General features: G+C 68.9%; 19 protein-coding genes and 2 pseudogenes. 20 read left to right on the top strand and 1 reads right to left on the bottom strand.

The annotated features are described in order from the left end of the window. Positions 1-8: 8 nt before the first annotated feature. From G406_RS59900 to prfA, 9 genes and pseudogenes are all read left to right on the top strand, one after another. Positions 9-371: pseudogene (locus G406_RS59900) on the top strand (hypothetical protein); the annotation flags it as partial. Positions 372-497: 126 nt separating this feature from the next. After that, a pseudogene (locus tag G406_RS59895) lies at positions 498-947 on the top strand (DALR anticodon-binding domain-containing protein); the annotation flags it as partial. Further along, positions 944-2,386, top strand: coding sequence for a diaminopimelate decarboxylase (gene lysA, locus G406_RS0134415; RefSeq protein WP_028937335.1), 1,443 nt, complete (start codon positions 944-946; stop codon positions 2,384-2,386). The pseudogene G406_RS59895 and the gene lysA, both read left to right, overlap by 4 nt. Further along, positions 2,383-3,732, top strand: a complete 1,350-nt coding sequence (locus G406_RS0134410; RefSeq protein WP_425414660.1) for a homoserine dehydrogenase — start codon at positions 2,383-2,385, stop codon at positions 3,730-3,732. The genes lysA and G406_RS0134410 overlap by 4 nt, the downstream gene beginning before the upstream one ends. After that, positions 3,732-4,838, top strand: coding sequence for a threonine synthase (thrC, locus tag G406_RS0134405; RefSeq protein WP_425414659.1), 1,107 nt, complete (start codon positions 3,732-3,734; stop codon positions 4,836-4,838). The genes G406_RS0134410 and thrC overlap by 1 nt, the downstream gene beginning before the upstream one ends. Before the next feature lie 11 nt (positions 4,839-4,849). Further along, positions 4,850-5,755 (top strand): homoserine kinase, encoded by a 906-nt coding sequence (gene thrB, locus G406_RS0134400; protein ID WP_028937332.1) that lies wholly within the window; start codon positions 4,850-4,852, stop codon positions 5,753-5,755. A gap of 458 nt (positions 5,756-6,213) precedes the next feature. Then, entirely contained in the window at positions 6,214-8,445 is a 2,232-nt protein-coding gene (gene rho, locus G406_RS0134395; protein ID WP_028937331.1) for a transcription termination factor Rho, read from the top strand. Positions 8,446-8,586: 141 nt separating this feature from the next. Then, a complete protein-coding gene (rpmE, locus tag G406_RS0134390; protein ID WP_028937330.1) occupies positions 8,587-8,808 on the top strand; it encodes a 50S ribosomal protein L31 in 222 nt (73 codons plus the stop codon). Between the two features lie 145 nt (positions 8,809-8,953). After that, entirely contained in the window at positions 8,954-10,036 is a 1,083-nt protein-coding gene (gene prfA / locus G406_RS0134385) for a peptide chain release factor 1 (RefSeq protein WP_037080167.1), read from the top strand. A gap of 200 nt (positions 10,037-10,236) precedes the next feature. Here prfA and G406_RS0134380 read toward each other — a convergent pair whose 3' ends face one another. Beyond that, positions 10,237-10,842 carry a DJ-1/PfpI family protein gene (locus G406_RS0134380; protein WP_028937328.1) on the bottom strand — a complete coding sequence of 202 codons (606 nt, stop codon included), beginning with the start codon at positions 10,840-10,842 and terminating at the stop codon, positions 10,237-10,239. A 71-nt stretch (positions 10,843-10,913) separates the two neighbouring features. Between G406_RS0134380 and prmC the strand changes: the two genes are divergently transcribed. The 11 genes from prmC (at position 10,914) to atpA (ending at position 20,458) form a co-directional block, all read left to right on the top strand. Further along, entirely contained in the window at positions 10,914-11,759 is an 846-nt protein-coding gene (gene prmC / locus G406_RS0134375; protein WP_037080390.1) for a peptide chain release factor N(5)-glutamine methyltransferase, read from the top strand. A 193-nt stretch (positions 11,760-11,952) separates the two neighbouring features. After that, positions 11,953-12,594, top strand: coding sequence for an L-threonylcarbamoyladenylate synthase (locus tag G406_RS0134365; protein WP_028937326.1), 642 nt, complete (start codon positions 11,953-11,955; stop codon positions 12,592-12,594). Between the two features lie 74 nt (positions 12,595-12,668). Further along, positions 12,669-13,949, top strand: a complete 1,281-nt coding sequence (locus G406_RS0134360; RefSeq protein WP_028937325.1) for a serine hydroxymethyltransferase — start codon at positions 12,669-12,671, stop codon at positions 13,947-13,949. Between the two features lie 13 nt (positions 13,950-13,962). Then, positions 13,963-15,162 carry a glycosyltransferase family 4 protein gene (locus G406_RS0134355; RefSeq protein ID WP_051343089.1) on the top strand — a complete coding sequence of 400 codons (1,200 nt, stop codon included), beginning with the start codon at positions 13,963-13,965 and terminating at the stop codon, positions 15,160-15,162. Positions 15,163-15,492: 330 nt separating this feature from the next. Further along, a complete protein-coding gene (locus tag G406_RS0134350; protein ID WP_028937323.1) occupies positions 15,493-15,696 on the top strand; it encodes an AtpZ/AtpI family protein in 204 nt (67 codons plus the stop codon). A gap of 163 nt (positions 15,697-15,859) precedes the next feature. Beyond that, entirely contained in the window at positions 15,860-16,177 is a 318-nt protein-coding gene (locus tag G406_RS51715) for a hypothetical protein (RefSeq protein ID WP_156935313.1), read from the top strand. Then, on the top strand, positions 16,174-16,929 hold the full coding sequence (gene atpB, locus G406_RS0134340) for a F0F1 ATP synthase subunit A (protein WP_051343087.1): 756 nt from the start codon (positions 16,174-16,176) through the stop codon (positions 16,927-16,929). Before G406_RS51715 ends, atpB begins: the two co-directional genes overlap by 4 nt. Before the next feature lie 82 nt (positions 16,930-17,011). After that, positions 17,012-17,296: an ATP synthase F0 subunit C gene (atpE, locus tag G406_RS0134335; protein WP_051343086.1), complete on the top strand. Its 285-nt coding sequence runs from the start codon at positions 17,012-17,014 to the stop codon at positions 17,294-17,296. 37 nt (positions 17,297-17,333) lie between these two features. After that, entirely contained in the window at positions 17,334-17,900 is a 567-nt protein-coding gene (locus G406_RS0134330) for a F0F1 ATP synthase subunit B (RefSeq protein ID WP_028937320.1), read from the top strand. Beyond that, a complete protein-coding gene (locus G406_RS0134325; protein WP_028937319.1) occupies positions 17,900-18,748 on the top strand; it encodes a F0F1 ATP synthase subunit delta in 849 nt (282 codons plus the stop codon). The genes G406_RS0134330 and G406_RS0134325 overlap by 1 nt, the downstream gene beginning before the upstream one ends. 60 nt (positions 18,749-18,808) lie before the next feature. Next, positions 18,809-20,458, top strand: coding sequence for a F0F1 ATP synthase subunit alpha (gene atpA, locus G406_RS0134320; RefSeq protein ID WP_028937318.1), 1,650 nt, complete (start codon positions 18,809-18,811; stop codon positions 20,456-20,458). Position 20,459: the final 1 nt, after the last annotated feature.

Genomic DNA, 20,459 nt, shown 5'->3' with positions numbered 1-20,459 from the left:
CTATCTTCATGATCAAATATGTGATAACCGGTGCCGCTTTCGAGTATGCACGTCGCCCGGCGCACCCGCCGTGGGTGAAAACAGGCAGATTAGACTCCGGAAACATGGTCCCCGCTGAGCTCGCCGTGCTGGTCCGCGGTGCCGCGATCTCGGCACTCACGGCGCGCGGGCTCGACGCCGACGTCGTCCCGGGCGAGATTCCGCTGGAACGTCCCCGCGACCCGGCGCACGGTGACTACGCCACGAGCATCGCCCTGCGTACCGCGACGAAGCTCGAGGTGTCGCCGAGGACGCTCGCCGGCTGGGTCGCCGACGAGCTGGGGGGACGCGACGGTATCGCCGCCGCCGAGGTTGCGGGCCCGGGCTTTCTGAATCTGCGCCTGGCTGCGGACGCACGGGGCGCACTGGTCGGCGAGGTGCTGTCGGCGGGAGCGGGCTACGGCCGCGGTGACGCCGCCTCGGTCGTCGACGAGGTCATCGGTCGGCCGAGCAACGACGTGGACGCCGCGCGGTACGCCATGGTCAGAGGCCTCGACGTCGGTCTGCTGAGCAGACGGACCGACGACAACCCGCTGTTCCGCGTGCAGTACGTCCACGCGCGGCTGTGCTCGCTCGCCCGCAACGCTGTTGACCTGGGCCTGACCGTTGGCACACAGTACGGACTGCTGGAACACCCGAGGGAAGGCGAGCTGATCCGCGCCCTCGGTGAGTTCCCCGACATCCTGCGCAGCGTCGCGCAGTCGCGCGAACCGCACCGGGTGGCCCGCTACCTGGAGAATCTCGCGGTCGCGTTCCATCATTTCTACGATTCCTGCCGGGTGCTACCAATGGGCGACGAGCCGATCAATTCACTGCACCAGTCGAGGCTCGCGCTGTGCGCGGCGACTCGTCAGGTCCTCGCCAACGGGCTGGGCGTGCTCGGCGTGTCCGCACCGGAGCGGATGTGAGAGCGCATCCCGCCGGTCCCCGGCACGCCGACGTCTCGCTGCCGGTCGACACCTCGGGCCCCGAGCCCAGCGAGGTCGACGAGCTGAACGTGCTTGCGCCGTCCGTCTGGCCGCGCAATGCCGGTCGTCGCGACGACGGTGTGACCGAGATCGCGGGCGTGGACGTCCGCGAGCTCGCCGACACGTACGGCACGCCGCTGTTCGTGCTGGACGAAGCCGATTTCCGGTCCCGCTGCGCCGAGTTCGCCGACGCCTACGGCGACGCGAGCGCCGTGCACTACGCGTCGAAGGCGTTCCTGTGCACCGAGGTCGCGCGCTGGGTCGCCGCCGAGGGGCTGTCGCTCGACGTGTGCAGTGGTGGTGAGCTGGCGATCGCGCTGCGCGCCGACTTTCCGCCGGAGCGCATCGCGATGCACGGCAACAACAAGTCGGTCGAGGAGCTGGTCGCCGGCGTCGAGGCGGGTGTGGGCACCGTGGTGCTCGACTCGTTCTACGAGATCGCCCGGCTCGACCAGATCGCCCGCGAGCGCGGCGTCCGGCAGCCGGTCATGGTGCGCATCACGGTGGGTGTCGAAGCGCACACCCACGAGTTCATCGCCACCGCGCACGAGGACCAGAAGTTCGGCTTCTCGCTGGCCGGCGGCTCCGAGTCGGACGCCGCTGAAGCGGTGCGCAGGGTCGTGAAGGCCGATGGTCTCGAGCTGATCGGGCTGCACAGCCACATCGGGTCGCAGATCTTCGACGCCGACGGCTTCGAGGTCGCGGCGCGCCGCGTCGTCGGGCTGCTCGCCGAGCTGCACTCCGAGCACGGCGCGAACACACTCGAATCGCTCACTATGCTCGACCTCGGTGGCGGCCTCGGCATCGCCTACCTGGCGGAGGACGACCCGCCCCCGGTGGCGCGCCTTGCCGAGGAGCTGCGCGACATCGTCGGCAAGGAGTGCGCCGACGCCGGGCTGCACATGCCCCGCATCGTCGTCGAGCCCGGCAGGGCGATCGCCGGACCGGGCACGGTCACGCTCTACCAGGTCGGGACGCTCAAGGACATCGACCTGGGCCACGGCTCAGGCCGTCGCTACGTGAGCGTGGACGGCGGGATGAGCGACAACATCCGCACCGCGCTGTACGACGCGCGCTACGACTGCCGTCTGGTGTCGCGCGCGGCCACCGAGGACTCCGTCCCCGCCACGCTGTCGCGCGTCGTCGGCAAGCACTGTGAGTCCGGTGACGTGCTGGTCAGGGACTGCTGGCTGCCCGCGGACATCGGACCGGGTGACCTGCTGGCGATCGCCGCCACCGGCGCCTACTGCTACGCCATGGCCAGCGGGTACAACCGGCTGCCGCGCCCGGCCGTCGTCGCGGTCCGCGACGGCGAACACCGCGTTCTCCTGCGCAGGGAGACCGAGGACGACCTGTTCCACCTGGAGGTATCACCGTGAAGGCCGTGCGCGTCGCGTTGCTGGGGTGCGGCACGGTCGGGCGGGAAGTGGTGCGCCTGCTCGACGAGCAGGCCGACGAGCTCGCCGCGCGGGTCGGAGCGCCTGTCGAGCTGGTCGGGATCGCGGTGCGCCGCCCGCATAAGCACACCGACGTCCCCGCGCACCTGCTGACCACCGACGTGTCCGGCCTGGTCAACCGGCCCGATGTGGACGTCGTCGTCGAGGTGATCGGCGGTATCGACCCGGTCAGGGGACTGCTGCTGGACGCGCTCAAGGCCGGACGTGGCGTGGTGACCGCGAACAAGGCCCTGCTCGCCGAGGACGGCGCGACGCTCGCCGAGGCCGCCGACGCCTCCGGCGCCGACCTGTACTACGAGGCCTCGGTCGCCGGCGCGATCCCGCTGCTGCGCCCGCTGCGCGAGTCACTGGCCGGCGACAAGATCACCCGGGTCGCCGGCATCGTGAACGGCACCACGAACTACATCCTGTCCGCGATGACCGCGGCGGGCGCCGGGTACCGCGAGGCGCTCGACGAGGCGACCGAGCTGGGCTACGCCGAGGCTGACCCGACCGCCGACGTGGACGGGTTCGACGCGCAGTCCAAGGCCGCGATCCTGGCGTCGCTGGCCTTCCACACCCGGGTCACCGCCGCCGACGTGTACTGCGAGGGCATCAGCGCGGTGACCGCGGCGGACATCGCCGCCGCCGACGCGGTGGGCTGCACGGTCAAGCTGCTGGCGATCTGCGAACGCGTTCCCGGCGTCGACGGCCCGGATTCGGTCTCGGCGCGTGTCTACCCGGCGATGATCCCGAACACCCACCCGCTCGCGTCGGTCGACGAGGCATACAACGCGGTGTTCGTCGAAGCCGAAGCCGCTGGTCAGCTCATGTTCTACGGTCAGGGTGCCGGTGGCGCCCCGACCGCGAGCGCGATCCTCGGCGACCTCGTCGCGGTGGCCCGCAACCGGGTCGGCGGCGGGCGCGGTGCGAAGGAGTCGCTGTACGCGAGCCTGCCGGTGCAGCCGATGGGGGAGACCCCTACGCGGTACCACATCAGCCTCGAAGTGGACGACCGCGCGGGTGTGCTGGCGACGATCGCCGGGCTGTTCGCCCAGCACAGGGTGAGTATCGCCACGGTCCGGCAGGACCTGGCCGCGCTCGACTTCGTGCCCGGCGCGTCCACCGGGCGCGGTGCCCGGTTGGTGATCGTCACACACACCGCTCCCGATGCGGCTCTGGCGGCTACGGTTACCGCGCTCGGAGAGCTGGACGAGGTGCTCGGCGTCGACCGGGTGCTGCGAGTCGAAAATCTTGGTCGACCGGTGAGTGCGCTGGGAGTGGCGTGATGGCTGCAAGTGCCCGAAATGTGATCTCCGCCCCGGAGCGCTCCGTCATGGCCCGCTGGCCGGGGGTCATCGAGGCCTACCGAGACCGGATGCCGGTCGAGCCGGACTGGCGGATCGTGACGCTGAACGAGGGCGGCACGCCGTTGCTGCCCGCGCCGCACCTGTCCGACCGGGTCGGCTGCGAGGTCTTCCTCAAGGTCGACGGCGCGAACCCGACCGGTTCGTTCAAGGACCGGGGCATGACCGTCGCGGTCACCGTTGCGTTGGCGAAGGGCGCGCAGGGCGTCCTGTGCGCCTCGACCGGCAACACATCGGCCTCGGCCGCCGCCTACGCCGCCCGCGCCGGCCTGACCTGCGCGGTTCTCGTCCCGCAGGGCAAGATCGCGCTCGGCAAGCTCGCCCAGGCGGTGGCGCACGGCGCGAAGATCCTGCAGGTCGAGGGCAACTTCGACGACTGCCTCGAACTCGCGCGCAAAACCGCGAACGACTACCCGGTGACCGCGCTGGTCAACTCGGTGAACCCGGCGCGCATCGCCGGTCAGGCCAGCGCCGCGTACGAGATCTGCGACGAGCTCGGCGCCGCGCCGGACATCCACTGCCTCCCGGTGGGCAACGCGGGCAACATCACCGCCTACTGGGCCGGGTACCGCGCCTACCAGGCGGACGGGCTGATCTCCGAGCTGCCGAGGATGTTCGGCTTCCAGGCCGCCGGTGCCGCACCGCTGGTGCACGGCGAGCCGGTCCGCAACCCCGAGACGATCGCCACCGCGATCCGCATCGGCGCACCGGCGTCCTGGGCGGGCGCCGTCGCCGCGCGCGATGAGTCCGACGGACTGTTCGCCGCGGTCACCGACGACGAGATCCTGACCGCCTACCGGTTGCTCTCGGCGCGGGAAGCGGTGTTCGTCGAACCGGCGTCCGCGGCGAGTGTCGCCGGGTTGTTGCAGGTCGCGGACGCGGGAAAGCTGCCGCGCGGCGGCAAGGTCGTCTGTACGGTCACCGGGCACGGGCTCAAGGACCCGGACACCGCGCTGCTCACCGCGCCCGACCCGGTCGTGGTGGCGGTGGACCCGAACGCCGTGGCGAGCGCGCTGGAGCTGATCTAAGTGGCAAGCCGGTGAGTACGCACCGCGAGATTCGTGTCACAGTGCCGGCGTCGTCGGCGAACCTCGGCCCCGGGTTCGACACGCTCGGACTGGCGCTCGGGTTCTACGACGAGATCGTGGCGAGCACCGCGGACGACGGCCTGGTCGTCGAGGTCGAGGGCGAAGGATGCGGCGGAGTGCCGCTCGACGAGGGCCACCTCGTGGTCCGTGCCATGCGATCCGCCTTCGCCGCGCTGGGGGAGACCCCCTCGGGCCTGCGGCTGCGCTGTTGCAACCGGATCCCGCACAGCAGGGGGCTCGGTTCCTCGGCGGCCGCCTCGGTGGCGGGAGCGGTCGCGGCGGCCGCGCTCCTCGGACGTGATCTCGACGCGGAACGCGAGACGTTGCTGCAGGTCGCGGGCGGGCTGGAAGGACACGCGGACAACGCGGCCGCAAGCCTGCTCGGCGGGTTCGTCGTGGCCTGGAGCTACCGCGACGGGAATAATCGGGACGCGTACGGCGCTGCACGACTTGAACCGCACGCGGACCTGCGTCCCGTCGCGTTGATCCCGTCGACCGAGTCGTCGACCGCAACCACCAGAGGTCTGTTGCCCGAACACGTGCCGCTGGGGGATGCCGCGTTCACCGCGAGCCGGACGGCGCTGGGAGTGTGTGCGTTCACCGCGCGACCCGAGCTGTTGTTCGCGGCCACAGAGGACCGTTTGCATCAGCCTTACCGCCGTCCGGCTTATCCGGCTTCGCTGGATCTGGTGGACGAACTGCGCAAGCACGGCATCCCGGCGGTCATCTCCGGCGCCGGACCGACCGTGCTGGCCTTGCCTGTCGGGCAGGAACTGCCCGCTGACCTGGTCGGACCCGAGTTCACCGTGACACCACTCGCGGTGGACCGGAGCGGCGCGACGGTGCAGTACGGATGACGGGTTCTTCCGCCTCTCGGGTGGCGCGCCGCGTTGTGATGTTGCTCGAAGACGCCGGGTTGTCTACGATCGGCGGCGTACAACGACCACGCGTGATCCGCGTCGGTACACTCCCGAGCTGAAACCGGGTTCTCGATCTCTTTCCGAGCAGGTCCGCGCCGAGGCGTGGGGCATCCGGCAACAGATCATCGCACCTGGTCGTTGTCCAACCGTATCCGTCGGCGCGAGCGGTGATGGGCCGCCACCGCGTTTCGACAAGGAGGGTCATCCACAATCCGATGCCATTGGGCGGGCTGGAGCCCGGCTGAGGGATCGCAGGAATGCCGCTGGGCGAACCCTGGCCGGACAAGATCGTGGAAGACCTCCTCCGATTGGAGAACAAACAGCTGCTCCGCAAACCGCGGGAGCGGCAAATCCGCTGACCAGAGCACAGCACTGGTCGGTCAGGAAGGATTTTTGTGAGCGACACCGACACCATCAGCACCGAGCAGCCCGCAACTGACGCGGCGGCCGGTGTTCCCGCCTCCACCACCTCCGGCGACACCGAGGCGGCCCCCTCGGCCAGCGGCACCACGCGTCGGCGTGGCGGCCTGACCGGAATGGTCCTCGCCGAGCTGCGCACGCTCGCCGGCGAGCTGAACATCTCCGACACCGCGGGCATGCGTAAGGGCGACCTGATCGCCGCCATCAAGGAACGGCAGAGCGGCGGCTCCGCCCCGCGCCGTTCCAGCGGCTCCGACTCGTCCGACCAGCTGTCGCTGACCAGCGACAACGCCTCCGCCCCTACCGAGGCGCCCGCGAAGCAGAACGGCAACGGCAAGGCCACCGCCGAGACGACCGAGTCGAGCACCGAGACCGCCGAGGCCCCCGCGCCGGCGAGCCGTCGGCGCCGTGGCGCATCGCGCCCCGCCGGTGCACCGGACGCGACCGGCGACAAGCCCGCCGAGCAGCCGAGTGAGCAGCCCGCCGAGCAGCCCTCGGCCGAGTCCGGCGACGCGAAGCCCGCCGAGGCCGGCGAGCGCAGGCGCGGCAGGGGCAAGAAGGACACCGAGGCCAAGACCGAGAGCAAGCCGGACAGCGACGCCGAGGTCAAGGCCGAGACGACGAACGACACCGACACCGCTGGTGGCGAGCGTCGTGAGTCCGGCGACCAGGACTCCGGCGAGTCCCGGGGCCGGCGCGAGCGGCGCAACAACCGCACCGACGACGACGGCGGCCGCGACAACCAGCGCGACGGTGCAGGCAACCGCGACGGGGGCAACAACCGCGACGGGGGCAACCGCGACAACGGGAACAACCGCGACGGCGGCAACAACCGTCGCCAGGACAACCGCCAGCAGCAGGACAACCGGCAGCAGGACAACCGCCAGCAGGACAATCGTCAGCAGGACAACCGCGACGATGACGACGAGGACGGCGGCGGCAGGCGCAGGGGACGGCGCTTCCGCGACCGCAACCGTCGCGGCCGCGACCGGGGCGAGCGCAACGACCGTCGGGACGGCGGCGGCGCCGGCAATACCAACGACGAGCCGTCGGTGCGCGACGACGACGTGCTGCTCCCGGTGGCCGGCATCCTCGACGTGCTGGACAACTACGCGTTCGTCCGCACCTCCGGGTACCTGTCCGGGCCGAACGACGTGTACGTCTCGCTGTCGATGGTCCGCCGCCACGGCCTGCGTCGTGGTGACAACGTCAGCGGTGTGGTCCGCCAGCCGCGCGACGGCGAGCAGCAGCGCCAGAAGTTCAACCCGCTGGTCAGGGTCGACACCATCAACGGTCTCGAGCCCGACCAGGCGAAGAACCGGCCCGAGTTCACCAAGCTCACCCCGCTCTACCCGAACGAGCGGCTGCGCCTGGAGACCGAGTCCAGCAAGCTGACCACCCGGGTCATCGACCTGGTGATGCCGATCGGCAAGGGGCAGCGCGCGTTGATCGTGTCGCCGCCGAAGGCCGGTAAGACGATGGTGCTCCAGGCGATCGCCAACGCGATCACCACGAACAACCCCGAGTGCCACCTGATGGTCGTCCTGGTCGACGAGCGTCCGGAAGAGGTCACCGACATGACCCGCTCGGTGAAGGGCGAGGTCATCGCCTCGACCTTCGACCGACCGCCGGCAGACCACACCACGGTCGCCGAGCTGTCCATCGAGCGGGCGAAGCGCCTGGTCGAGATGGGTCACGACGTCGTCGTGCTGCTCGACTCGATCACCCGCCTCGGCCGGGCCTACAACCTGGCCGCGCCGGCATCGGGGCGCATCCTGTCCGGTGGTGTCGACTCGACCGCGCTGTACCCGCCGAAGCGTTTCCTCGGCGCCGCGCGCAACATCGAGGACGGCGGCTCGCTGACCATCTTCGCCACCGCGCTGGTGGAGACCGGGTCCACGATGGACACGGTCATCTTCGAGGAGTTCAAGGGCACCGGCAACGCCGAGCTGAAGCTCGACCGGCGCATCGCCGACAAGCGCGTGTTCCCGGCCGTCGACATCGACGCGTCGAGCACCCGCAAGGAGGAGCTGCTGCTGGCTCCGGACGAGATGGCGGTCATCGTCAAGCTGCGTCGGGTGCTGTCCGCGCTCGACGACCAGCAGGCCCTCGACCTCGTGCTCACCCAGCTGCGCAAGACCCGCACGAACATCGAGTTCCTGATGCAGGTCGCCAAGAACACGCCCGGCCAGGACGAGGACAGGTAGTCCGGAATAGCGGGCCGGCACCGGGTGTTCTACGCGGTGTCGGCCCGTTGCACGCTCAATGGCAGAATATGGGCAGACATTTCGGCTCCGGTTCACCCGCGAATCCCACGGGACCCGGCGGCCATGACGAGAGGAACGCACGTGAGGTCTGGAATTCACCCCGAGTACGTGGAGACGCAGGTCAGCTGTAGCTGCGGTAACACGTTCACGACGCACAGCACCAAGAGCAACGGTGACATCCGCGTCGAGGTCTGCTCGAACTGCCACCCGTTCTACACCGGTAAGCAGAAGATCATGGACGCCGGTGGCCGCGTGGCCCGCTTCGAGAAGCGGTACGGCAAGCGCAACGCCGCCGCCAAGTAGCTACGTCGAAGCGCCCGCCCGCGCCTGCCTTCGCAGTGCGCGGTCACGGGCGCTTTGTCATGTTCAGGCAGCTCACACCCCGTGAGTGAGTTGGGCTGCTCTGGCAGCCCAACTCACTCACGGGTTCTGACCAGGGAGGTTTGCGGTGAGTACATTCACCGAGTCCGGCTCGGCCGGTCTGAGCGCGCTGCTCGTCGAGTACGCCGACCTGGAGAAGCGCCTGGCCGACCCGGCGATCCACGCCGACGCGGCGACCGCGAAGTCGCTGGGCCGTCGGTACGCGCAGATCGGTCCGATCGTGCGCTGCTCGCAGGAGCTCACCACGGCCCGGGAAGACCTCGAAGCGGCCCGTGAGATGGCCGCCGAGGACGCCGGGATGGCCGCCGAGGCGGAAGAGCTGGCCACCCAGGTCGACGTGCTGGAGCGGCGGCTGTCCGAGCTGCTCGTACCGCGCGACCCCCGTGACGCCGACGACGTCGTGCTCGAGGTGAAGGCGGGTGCTGGCGGCGAGGAGTCGGCGCTGTTCGCCGGTGACCTGCTGCGCATGTACCAGCGCTACGCCGAGCGGCGTGGCTGGAAGACCGAGGTACTGGGCGGTACCGACTCCGATCTGGGCGGGTTCAAGGACGTCACGCTGTCCGTTCGTGGGCGTCAGGACGGCCCGGACGGTGTGTGGTCCCGGTTGAAGTTCGAGGGTGGCGTGCACCGGGTGCAGCGCGTACCGGTGACCGAGTCGCAGGGCCGCATCCACACTTCCGCCGCCGGGGTCCTGGTCTATCCCGAACTGGACGCCACGGAGGCGGTCCAGATCGACGAGAAGGACCTGCGCATCGACGTCTTCCGTTCCTCAGGGAACGGCGGGCAGAGCGTCAACACGACCGACTCGGCGGTACGCATCACGCACCTGCCCACCGGTGTTGTGGTGGCCTGCCAGAACGAGCGGTCCCAGATTCAGAACCGGGCGCGCGCGATGGAGGTCCTGCGGTCCCGTCTGCAGGCGCTTGCCGACGAGGAGGCCGCGGCGAAGGCCTCCGCGGACCGCAAGTCCCAGGTCCGCACGGTCGACCGCTCTGAGCGCATCCGCACGTACAACTACCCGGAGAACCGCATCTCCGACCACCGCGTCAACTACAAGGCCCACAACCTGGACGCGGTCCTGGACGGCGACATAGACGACCTGGTGGACGCCCTGGCAGCAGCCGACAGAGCAGAATCCCTGGACTCGTGACCCTCGTGAGTGGCAAGGGCGTCTACCGCGGAGGGGCGCCGCAGGCGTAGGCGCTCGGAGCACTCACGACAGCTTTTCCGTCGTGAGTGATCCGGGCGCCTATAGGCGCCCTTGCCACTCACGAGTCGACGGCGAAGCCGAGATGCCGTGAAGCCGGGTACCGGGTTGCACGAAGTAGACGCCCTCAGCGCTCACGGGGGTCAGGCGTCTGCCTGGTAGGGCGGGGCCGGGTCGTACTGGATGTAGCGTTGGGTCGAGCGGGCGTGCTCGACCGAGTGCAGCTGGCCGGTCAGCCACAACGCCATGTCGATGCCCGCCGACACTCCCTGGCTGCTCACGATCTGGCCGTCGCGCACCCAGCGGGCGTCGCGGACCACGGTCGCCCCGCGCCGCTCCAGCTCGTCCTCGAAGCCGAAGTGGGTCGCCAACCTGCGTCCGTCGGCCACCCCGGACGCGTGCAGCAGCAGCGAACCGGTGCATACGCTGGTCGTCCACCGCGCCGAGGCCGAGACCTTCGCCAGCCAGCTGAGCAGCGTCGGGTTGTCGGCTTCGCGCCGTGTCCCCTGGCCGCCGGGCACCAGCACCACGTCCAACGGCGGATGTTCGGCGAACGTGGCGTCCGGCAGCACCCGCAGGCCTTTGTTGCACCGCACCGGGCCCAGCCCGTCGGCTATCAGCAGCACCTGGTCGGGTTGCTCACCGGCACGCTCGCGCAGCATCGCCGACGCGGTGAACACCTCCCACGGCCCGACGAAGTCCAGCTCCTCCGCGTCCGGGAAGATCGCCATACCAATCGTGAATGCCATGGTCCCTGTATAGGACGTGGCCGCGCCTCGGCCCAGCATGTCGACGGCCGATGGCATAGGGAGTGGGTTCGGTGTCCGAAAAGTCCTGGAACGCCGCGCTGGCGGACGCCGAGCGGCTGTTCGCCTTGTCCGGCGTGCCCAGTCCGAGGGTGGACGCCGAGCTTCTCGCCGCGCACGTCCTGTCGGTGCCGCGTTCCAGGGTGCGGACGCTCACCACTGTCGATCCCGCCGCGCTGGCCGAGTTCCGTGCGTTGGTGCAACGCCGGGCCACCAGACTGCCACTGCAGTACCTGCTCGGCACCGCGCCGATGGGACCGATCGAGGTGCAGGTCGGCCCCGGGGTCTTCGTGCCGAGGCTGGAGACCGAACTGTTGCTGGAATGGGGCCTGACGGCCCTCACCGGGATCGCCGCACCGGTGGTGGTGGACCTGTGCACCGGCTCCGGCGCGCTGGCCGCCGCGGTGGCGATGGCCCGCCCGGATGCCGTCGTGCACGCCGTCGAGCTGGACCCCGGCGCGCTGACCTGGGCGAAACGCAACCTGCCGGAACGGGTCCGGCTACTGCAGGCCGACGTCACCGACATTGAGCTGCTGCCCGAGCTGCGCGGCACGGTCGACCTGCTGCTGGCCAACCCGCCGTACGTTCCCGAGGGAACCCCGGTCCCGCCCGAGGTGGCCGATCACGACCCGCACCGCGCGGTCTTCTCGGGAACGGACGGCCTCGACGTCATCCGCCCGCTGACCCAGCTGGCGATCCGTCTGCTGCGCCCCGGCGGCAGCCTGGCGATCGAACACGACGACACCCACGGCGAGGCGGCCCCCGCCCTCCTGGCGACCCACCCCGAACTGACGAACGTCCGGGACCACCCCGACCTGTCCGGCCGCCCCCGTTTCGTCACAGCAACACGCGCCCAGTGACACGCGCCCAGTGACACGCGCCCAGTGACACGCGCCCAGTGACACGCGCCCAGTGACACGAATGTGGCTTTAGGGACGTTGAACGTCCCTAAAGCCACATTCGTGTCATCGGGACGTGGCGGGGCGGGACATGGCGTGGCGGGGTGGGTGGGGGCTTGCCGGGGCGGGGCGGGTGCGTCACTACGATTTGCGCGTGAGCACCTCTTACGACTGCGCGGAACCGGACAGCCGTCGCGACGGGTTGGCCGCCGCCGCCGGCGCGGTGCGCGCCGGGCAGCTGGTCGTGCTGCCCACCGACACCGTCTACGGGATCGGTTGTGACGCATTCAACGCCGAAGCCGTCCGTGCGCTGCTCGCCGCGAAGGGCCGGGGTTCGAGCATGCCGGCCCCCGTGCTGGTCGGTTCCTGGACGACGATCGACGGGCTGGTCAGCTCGGTGCCGAAGTCCGCGCGGGACCTGATCGAGGCGTTCTGGCCCGGTGGTCTGTCACTCGTCCTGCCGCACGCCCCCTCGCTGACCTGGGAGCTCGGCGACACCAGGGGCACCGTGATGCTGCGGATGCCGCTGCACCCGGTCGCGCTGGAGCTGCTGCGCGAGGTCGGCCCGATGGCGGTGTCCAGCGCCAACCGCTCCGGCTCACCGCCCGCCGCGACCATGGAGGAAGCCCGTACCCAGCTGGGCGAGGTGGTCCCCGTCTACCTGGACGGCGGCCCCGCCGAGGGTGAGGCCTCCACGATCGTCGACCTGACCGCCCCCCAGCCACGCATCCTGCGCGAAGGCGCGGTGACAACGGCCCAGGTGGCCGAGGTCCTCGGCCACGAGCTGGCGAGCTGAGCGCACTTCGCCTACCGGGCCCCGGCCCGGGCCGAGGCGGGGCCGGGGTGGGCGCGCGGGTAGCGTGGGGGACCGTGAGCACACCGTTCTGGGGCCCTGACTTCGACGAACTTCAGCAGATCGATCCGGAGATCGCCGGCATCGTGATCGACGAGCTGGACCGGCTGCGCGGCGGACTGCAGCTGATCGCCAGCGAGAACCTGACCAGCCCGGCAGTACTCGCCGCACTCGGCTCGACGCTGTCGAACAAGTACGCGGAGGGTTACCCGGGGCGGCGCTACTACGGTGGCTGCCAGGTCGTCGACCAAGCCGAGAACATCGGCATCGCGCGTGCCAAGGAGCTGTTCGGCGCGGAGCACGCGAACCTGCAGCCGCACTCGGGCGCGAGCGCGAACTTCGCCGTGTACGCGGCGTTCGCCCAGCCCGGCGACACGGTGCTGGCGATGGACCTCAAGCAGGGCGGGCACCTGACCCACGGCTCGAAGGTCAGCTTCTCCGGCAAGTGGTTCAACGCGATCTCCTACACGGTCCGCGAGGACACCGAGCTGATCGACTACGACCAGGTCCGTGACCTGGCGAAGCAGCACCAGCCGAAGATCATCATCGCTGGCGCGACGGCCTACCCGAGGCTCATCGACTTCGCCGTCTTCCGGGAGATCGCCGACGAGGTCGGCGCGATCCTGATGGTCGACGCCGCGCACTTCATCGGTCTGGTCGCCGGTAAGGCCATCCCGTCCCCGGTGCCCTACGCCGACGTGGTCACCGCCACGACGCACAAGGTGCTGCGCGGCCCGCGCGGCGGCATGTTCCTGTGCAAGGAGGAACACGCCAAGGCTCTCGACAAGGCCGTGTTCCCGTTCACCCAGGGCGGCCCGCTCATGCACGCGGTCGCGGCCAAGGCCGTGGCGCTGAAGGAGGCCGCGAGCCCCGACTACCAGGCCTACGCCTCGCAGGTGATCGGGAACGCCGGCGCGCTCGCCAAGAGCCTCGAGGCGGAGGGCATGCGCGCGGTGTCCGGTGGCACCGACACCCACCTCGCGCTGCTGGACCTGCGTCCGATCGGCGTCACCGGTGCCGACGCCGAGACGCGCTGCGACGCCGCCCGCATCACGCTGAACAAGAACGCGATCCCGTACGACCCGGCGCCGCCGCTCAAGCCCTCCGGCATCCGGATCGGTTCGCCCAGCCTCACCACGCAGGGCATGACCGAGACGGACATGGCCCAGGTCGGCAGGCTGGTGGCTCGCGCGGTGAAGGCCGAGCACGGCACCGAGGCGGGCGACCGCGAGCTGGCAGCCGTCGCGGACGAGGTGTCGGCGCTCGTCGCCCGCACCCCGGCCTACCCGAGGGGCTAAGACGCTGATGAGCATGACCCAGGTGATCGTCGTGCCCACGCAGGGCACGGCGATCAGCCTGGGAGCCCAGGGCCTCCCGCTGCGTGAGTACCTGTTGGTCGGGATCAGCGCGGCGGTCGTCACGTTCCTGCTGACCGGTGTGGTCCGGCTGCTCGCCATCCGGTTCGGCGCGGTGGCCTGGCCTCGCGGCCGGGACGTGCACGTCACGCCGACACCGCGATGGGGCGGCCTTGCCATCTTCGCCGGCATCCTGGGCGGTGTCGCGGTCGCCGCGCAGCTCCCGGCGCTGAGACTGGCGTTCCTGTACTCGTCCGAGGTCGTCTGGGCGATCGTCGCGGCCGCGCTGCTGGTCGTGGTCGGCGCGCTGGACGACCGGTACGAGCTGGATGCGTTCACCAAGCTGGCCGGTCAGATCACCGCCGCCGGGCTGCTGGTGCTCAAGGGCGGCATCCAGTGGTCCACGTTCTGGGTGCCGTGGGGCGGCGGGCCGGGCCACATCGGGTTCCCGGTGTCGCTGAGCTCGGAGCAGAGCGCGCTGATCACCGTGCTGCTCACGGTCGCGCTGGTCAACGGCATGAACTTCGTGGACGGACTGGACGGGCTCGCGGCCGGTCTCGGCTGCATCGCGGCCACCGCGACGTGCCTGTTCTCCCTCGGGCTGCTCTACGACAACGGCAACGACCCGAACGCGTACTCGCCTGCGCTGATCGCCGCCCTGCTGGCAGGTGGTTGTTTCGGCTTCCTGCCGCACAACTTCAACCCGGCGCGCCTGTTCATGGGCGACTCCGGGTCGATGCTGATCGGCGTGATGCTCGCCGCCGCCACGATCACCGCGTCCGGCCGGATCACCCGTTTCGACGGCAAGGACGCGGTCGGCCTGATGACGCCGCTGATCGTGCTGGCCGCGGTGGTGTTCGTCCCGCTGCTCGACCTGCTCATGGCGGTCGTCCGCCGGACCAGGGCGGGTACCAGCCCGTTCTCGCCGGACAAGATGCACCTGCACCACCGGTTGCTGGAGATCGGGCATTCGCAGCGCCGCGCGGTGCTGCTGGCCTATCTGTGGTCCGGTGTACTGGCTTTCGGGGCGGTCGCATTGTCGGTGAGCAACAACACAGCGCTCGTTTTGTGGGGCGTGGGGTTCATGTTGCTGTTCGCAATGCTTGCCACGGCCGTGCCGAGATTGCGCACACCGGGCCGTGTCAAGACTCGCTGAGAGCCTCATCAGGTGTTTTGTCCCACGAGGCCAGCCATTTGGCGGTTGACTTGTGATGGACGTCAAACAACTTGGTGTAGAGGAACTATCGGAAGCTCGATCTAGTGCCGCGCCCTTACCCCTGGTCAGGGGGCAACAGGTAATGGGGCAACGCTGTGGTAGCGTCGCCCCATTCCCGCTGAGAAGCGGGTTCGTTTGTCAGTGTGGCACAGCGCACGGTTGCGGAAACACCGAGGCGACCAGCGGTAGATGTCATGCGCCAAGGGAGAAGCATTGAGTGGTTGTGTCCAGTCGGCCGGCTCTACCCGCTGACGCCCGCGAGAAGACGGCGTGGCGCGCGGTGAGGGTCCCGAGATCGGCGACCTGCTCGGGATGGGTAGTTCCATCACCGGATGCTTGATCGTCGGGTTCGGTCTCGGTTGGCTGGTCGATCACGGCCTCGGGAGTTTCCCGGTGGGTGCGCTGATCGGCCTGTTCCTGGGCATAGTCGCTGCCTGCTTCTATATGTACGGCCAGTTCAAGAAGTTCATGTGAACCGGTGAGTACAGCCAAGGAAGACAACTCCATGACATCTACGAGCTACACGACAACGACGTGAGGTGGCAGCGCAGTGACCCTCGGAGCACCGACGATGGTGCCCCCTGTCAATCGGCGGACCCTTCGCCGAACTTTGCTGTGGGCCTCGGTGGTCGCCGTAGTGGCGATCGCCGTTCTCCTGCCGCTGGGTAAGCCGCTCGAAGCGGCGCTCGGCGTTCTCGGACTGGCCCTCGGCGCGATGAATGCGCGGCTTGCTCAAGTTTCCGTTGCCCGCTATTCAGATCGCGGTTCCTTCAACAGGGCACAGTTCGCGGTCAGTGTTCTGGGCCGTCTGGGTGTGATCACTGTCATCGCACTAGGCTGCGCCGTGTTGCTCCGCCCCGCTGGGCTCGCGGTATTCGCCGGCCTTGCCGTATTCCAACTTCTCACCATCGTGAGCGCCATGCTGCCGCTGGTCAAGGAGATCCGACAGTCATGACTGGTAACAACATCGTCGACCTGGCCCCGGGGCAGCTCGTGCTCGCCGCCGAGCAGATTCAGCCAGGTCACCACCCGACGGCCGAGTTCCTCGGGCTCACCTTCAACACCGATACGATTCTCAGCACGCTGGTCGCCATGGTGATCCTGCTCGGGCTGGGTCTCTACATGGCGCGTGGCGCGTCGGCTGGCAAGCCGACGAAGCTGCAGCTCATCTTCGAGATGCTCGTCGACTGGGTGCAGAGCCAGGTGCAGGAGCAGATGGGGCTGCGTACGCCGAAGGGCGTCGTCCAGCTCTGTGTCACCACGTTCTCGTTCATCCTGATCGCGAACTGGTTGGCCGCGCTGCCCACCGAGCATGTCGCGCCGCCTCCCACCGCGGACGTCAACCTCGTTTACCCGATGACGCTTTTGGTCATCATCTGGGTGAACGTGGTGAGTTTCCGCCGAAAGGGTGTCAAGCAGTATTTCGGGCACCTCGCGCAGCCGTACGCCTTCCTCGCACCGATCGAATTCGTGACCCAGTACTTCGGTCGCCCGGTTTCTCTGGCGCTCCGGCTCTGGGGCAACATTTTCGCCGGCACCTTGATGGTCGCGGTGATCGGTCAGATGCCGGCGTACGTGCTCTGGCTGCCGAATGCCGGTTGGAAGCTGTTCGACATGTTCATCGGTGCCCTCCAGGCGTTGATCTTCAGCTTGCTGACGATCATCTACTTCGGTGAGGCAGTCGAAGAGCACGAAGCGGCGCACTAATCAGCGTCGGTCCGGCAGTGCCGCTCGAAATCCACAGCTCCCCCCAAACACACACGTTCCACAAAGAAAACCAAGGAGAGTCATGAGTCTGACCAACCAGCTGCTCGCCCAGGGCTCGGCGGCGGGCGAACTGAAGCTGGCCGGTGCGTTCGTCGGTGGTGGCCTTGCCCTCGCCGGTGGTGCTATCGGTGCGGCTATCGGTGACGGTCTGGCCGGTGCGGCCACCATTCAGGGTGTTGCCCGTCAGCCGGAGGCCCGCGGCCGCCTGAACACGATCATGTTCCTGATCATCGGTCTGGTCGAGGGCATGTACTTCATCAACCTGGCCTTCATGGCGCTGTTCGTGTTCGTGCTCGGCGCCCAGTGATCGATGTCTGCCCAGTGACGACCGTCAGGAGACCCTGATGACCAGCACCGTCCTGGCAGCGGACAACTTCCTGCTGCCGAACGGCACTTTCATCGCCGAACTGGTCGCGTTCGTGATCATTCTGTTCGTGCTGTGGAAGTACGTTGTGCCGCCGCTGTCCAAGTCGCTCCAGGAGCGACAGGACATGATTCAGAAGCAGGTCGAGGACTCCGAGGAGGCCGGCCGCAAGCTGAAGGCCGCCGAGGAGCGCTACGACCAGGCGCTGGCCGAGGCTCGTACCGAGGCAGCGAAGATCCGCGACACCGCCAGGGCGGATGGCGAGCGGATCCGCGAGGAGATGCGCGAGCAGGCCTCCACCGAGGTGGAGCGCATCCGGCAGCGTGGCGAGGAGCAGTTGGCCGCGCAGCGCGACCAGGTGGTTCGCCAGCTTCGCGGTGAGTTGGGCGGCCTGTCCGTTCAGCTCGCCGAGCAGTTGGTCGGCCACGAGCTGTCCGACGAGCAGAGCAAGCGCTCCACCGTCGACCGCTTCCTCTCCCAGCTGGACGACATGCCCGGCAAGCAGGCCGGTAGTGCTGCTCCGGCGACCTCGGGTGGAGCCGGCTGATGGCTCTACAGCTGCAGGCCGCGAGCCGTGAGTCGCTCGCCGAGGCGGAGACCCGGCTGGACAGCCGGGTCGACGCGGCATCGGTCACCGAACTGCAGACCCTCGGCGAGCAGTTGTTCTCGGTGATGCGACTGCTGCTCGGCGAGCCGACGCTGCGTCGTCACCTGGCCGACTCGTCGGTCCCGGCGGCGAACCGGTCCCAGCTGGCCGACCAGCTGCTCAACGGCCAGGTCGGCCGCGCCGCGCTGGACACCGTCTCGGACCTCGTGTCCGGGCGTTGGTCACGGCCGTCGGACCTGGTCGAGGCGGTCGAGGTGCTCGCACGTCGGGCCACGCTCGGCGTGGCCGAGAAGGACGGCAGCCTCGACGACGTCGAGGACGAGCTGTTCCGGTTCGGACGGATCCTCGACCGTGAGCCGAAGCTGACCGGGCTGCTGGTCGATCCGGGCAACCCGGCGGACGGCCGTGTCGCACTGCTCGACCAGGTCCTCGGCGGTACGACCGAGGGCCAGTCGAAGGTCAGTCCGGTCACCAGGGCGCTGCTCGAACAGACCGTGCGCACCCCACGCGGGCGCAGCCTCGACCTCGCGGCGGAGGAGCTGGCCGAGCTGGCCGCTGCCCGCCGGGACCGGTACGTGGCGCATGTGGGAACGCCGGTGGCACTCACTTCACAGCAGGAGCAACAGCTGACCGACTCGCTGAGCCGGTTGTACGGCCGACGGATGTCGTTGCAGATCGAGCTGGACCCGACGCTGCTGGGCGGATTGCTCGTCCGGGTCGGCGGCGAGGTCATCGACGGCAGTGTGTCCAGTCGGTTGCGTGCGGCGAAGCGATCGCTGCCCAGCTAGGTAGCCGGTCACCCGCCCTGACGAGACGTAGATTTTCTCCGCAGAGAAGGAACCAAGAACATGGCAGAGCTGACGATCTCCTCGGATGAGATCCGGAGCGCGATCGCGAGCTACGTCTCGTCGCTGGAGACCGAGACCTCGCGTGAAGAGGTGGGCACCGTCGCCGACACCGGTGACGGCATTGCCCACGTCGAGGGTTTGCCCTCGGCAATGACCAACGAGCTGCTCGAGTTCGAGGGCGGCATCCGCGGTGTTGCACTGAACCTGGACGTGCGTGAGATCGGCGCCGTCATCCTGGGTGCCTCCGGCGGCATCGAGGAAGGCCAGCAGGTCAAGCGGACCGGCGAGGTCCTCTCCGTGCCGGTCGGTGACAACTTCCTGGGTCGCGTCGTCGACCCGCTGGGTGCGCCGATCGACGGCAAGGGCGAGATCGTCGCCGAGGAACAGCGCATCGTGGAGCTGCAGGCCGCCTCGGTGGTCGAGCGCCAGAGCGTCGGCGAGCCGCTGCAGACCGGCATCAAGGCGATCGACGCCATGACGCCGATCGGCCGCGGCCAGCGCCAGTTGATCATCGGCGACCGCAAGACCGGCAAGACTGCGGTCTGCGTCGACACGATCATCAACCAGAAGGAGAACTGGGAGACCGGCGACCCGAACAAGCAGGTTCGCTGCATCTACGTCGCCATCGGCCAGAAGGGCTCCACGATCGCCGGCGTCCGCCAGTCTCTCGAGGACGCGGGTGCGCTGGAGTACACCACGATCGTGGCTGCCCCTGCCTCCGACCCGGCCGGCTTCAAGTGGCTCGCCCCCTACACCGGTTCGGCCATCGGCCAGCACTGGATGTACCAGGGCAAGCACGTCCTGATCATCTTCGACGACCTGTCCAAGCAGGCCGAGGCGTACCGCGCGATCTCGCTGCTGCTGCGCCGCCCGCCGGGCCGTGAGGCCTACCCGGGTGACGTCTTCTACTTGCACTCCCGGCTGCTGGAGCGTTGCGCGAAGCTGTCCGACGAGCTTGGCGCGGGCTCGATGACCGGTCTGCCGATCATCGAGACCAAGGCGAACGACGTGTCCGCCTACATCCCGACCAACGTCATCTCGATCACCGACGGCCAGGTGTTCCTGGAGTCCGACCTGTTCAACCAGGGCGTTCGGCCGGCCATCAACGTCGGTGTCTCGGTGTCCCGAGTCGGTGGTTCCGCACAGATCAAGGCCATGAAGTCGGTGTCCGGCTCGCTGCGCCTCGACCTGTCGCAGTACCGCGAGCTGGAGGCCTTCGCGGCCTTCGGTTCCGACCTGGACGCCGCTTCGGCGGCCGCCCTGGGTCGCGGTAGCCGGCTGGTCGAGCTGCTCAAGCAGGGCCAGTACGCACCGGTTCCGGTCGAGGAGCAGGTCGTCTCGATCTTCCTCGGCACGCAGGGTCACCTGGACTCGGTGCCGGTCGCCGACATCAGCCGCTTCGAGAGCGACTTCCTGGACCACGTCCGGCGCAACCTCGACGGTGTGCTCTCGAACATCCGCGAGACCGGCAAGCTGTCCGACGAGGACTCGGAGCGTCTCGTCGACGCGGTGAAGGAGTTCAAGAAGGACTTCACCGCGACCGACGGTTCGTCCGTTGTTCCGAAGGAGCAGCAGGCCGACGCGATGGACGAGGCCGACACCACCAAGGAGTCGGTAAAGGTGAACAAGCCGGCGCCGGCCAAGAGCTGAG

The sequence above is a fragment of the Actinospineispora spinosispora DSM 44797 genome, assembly GCF_000429025.1.
Lineage (GTDB): Bacteria > Actinomycetota > Actinomycetes > Mycobacteriales > Pseudonocardiaceae > Pseudonocardia > Pseudonocardia spinosispora.
The sequence above is the reverse complement of the archived record's forward strand: the minus strand, read 5'-3'. Positions and strand labels throughout refer to the sequence as shown.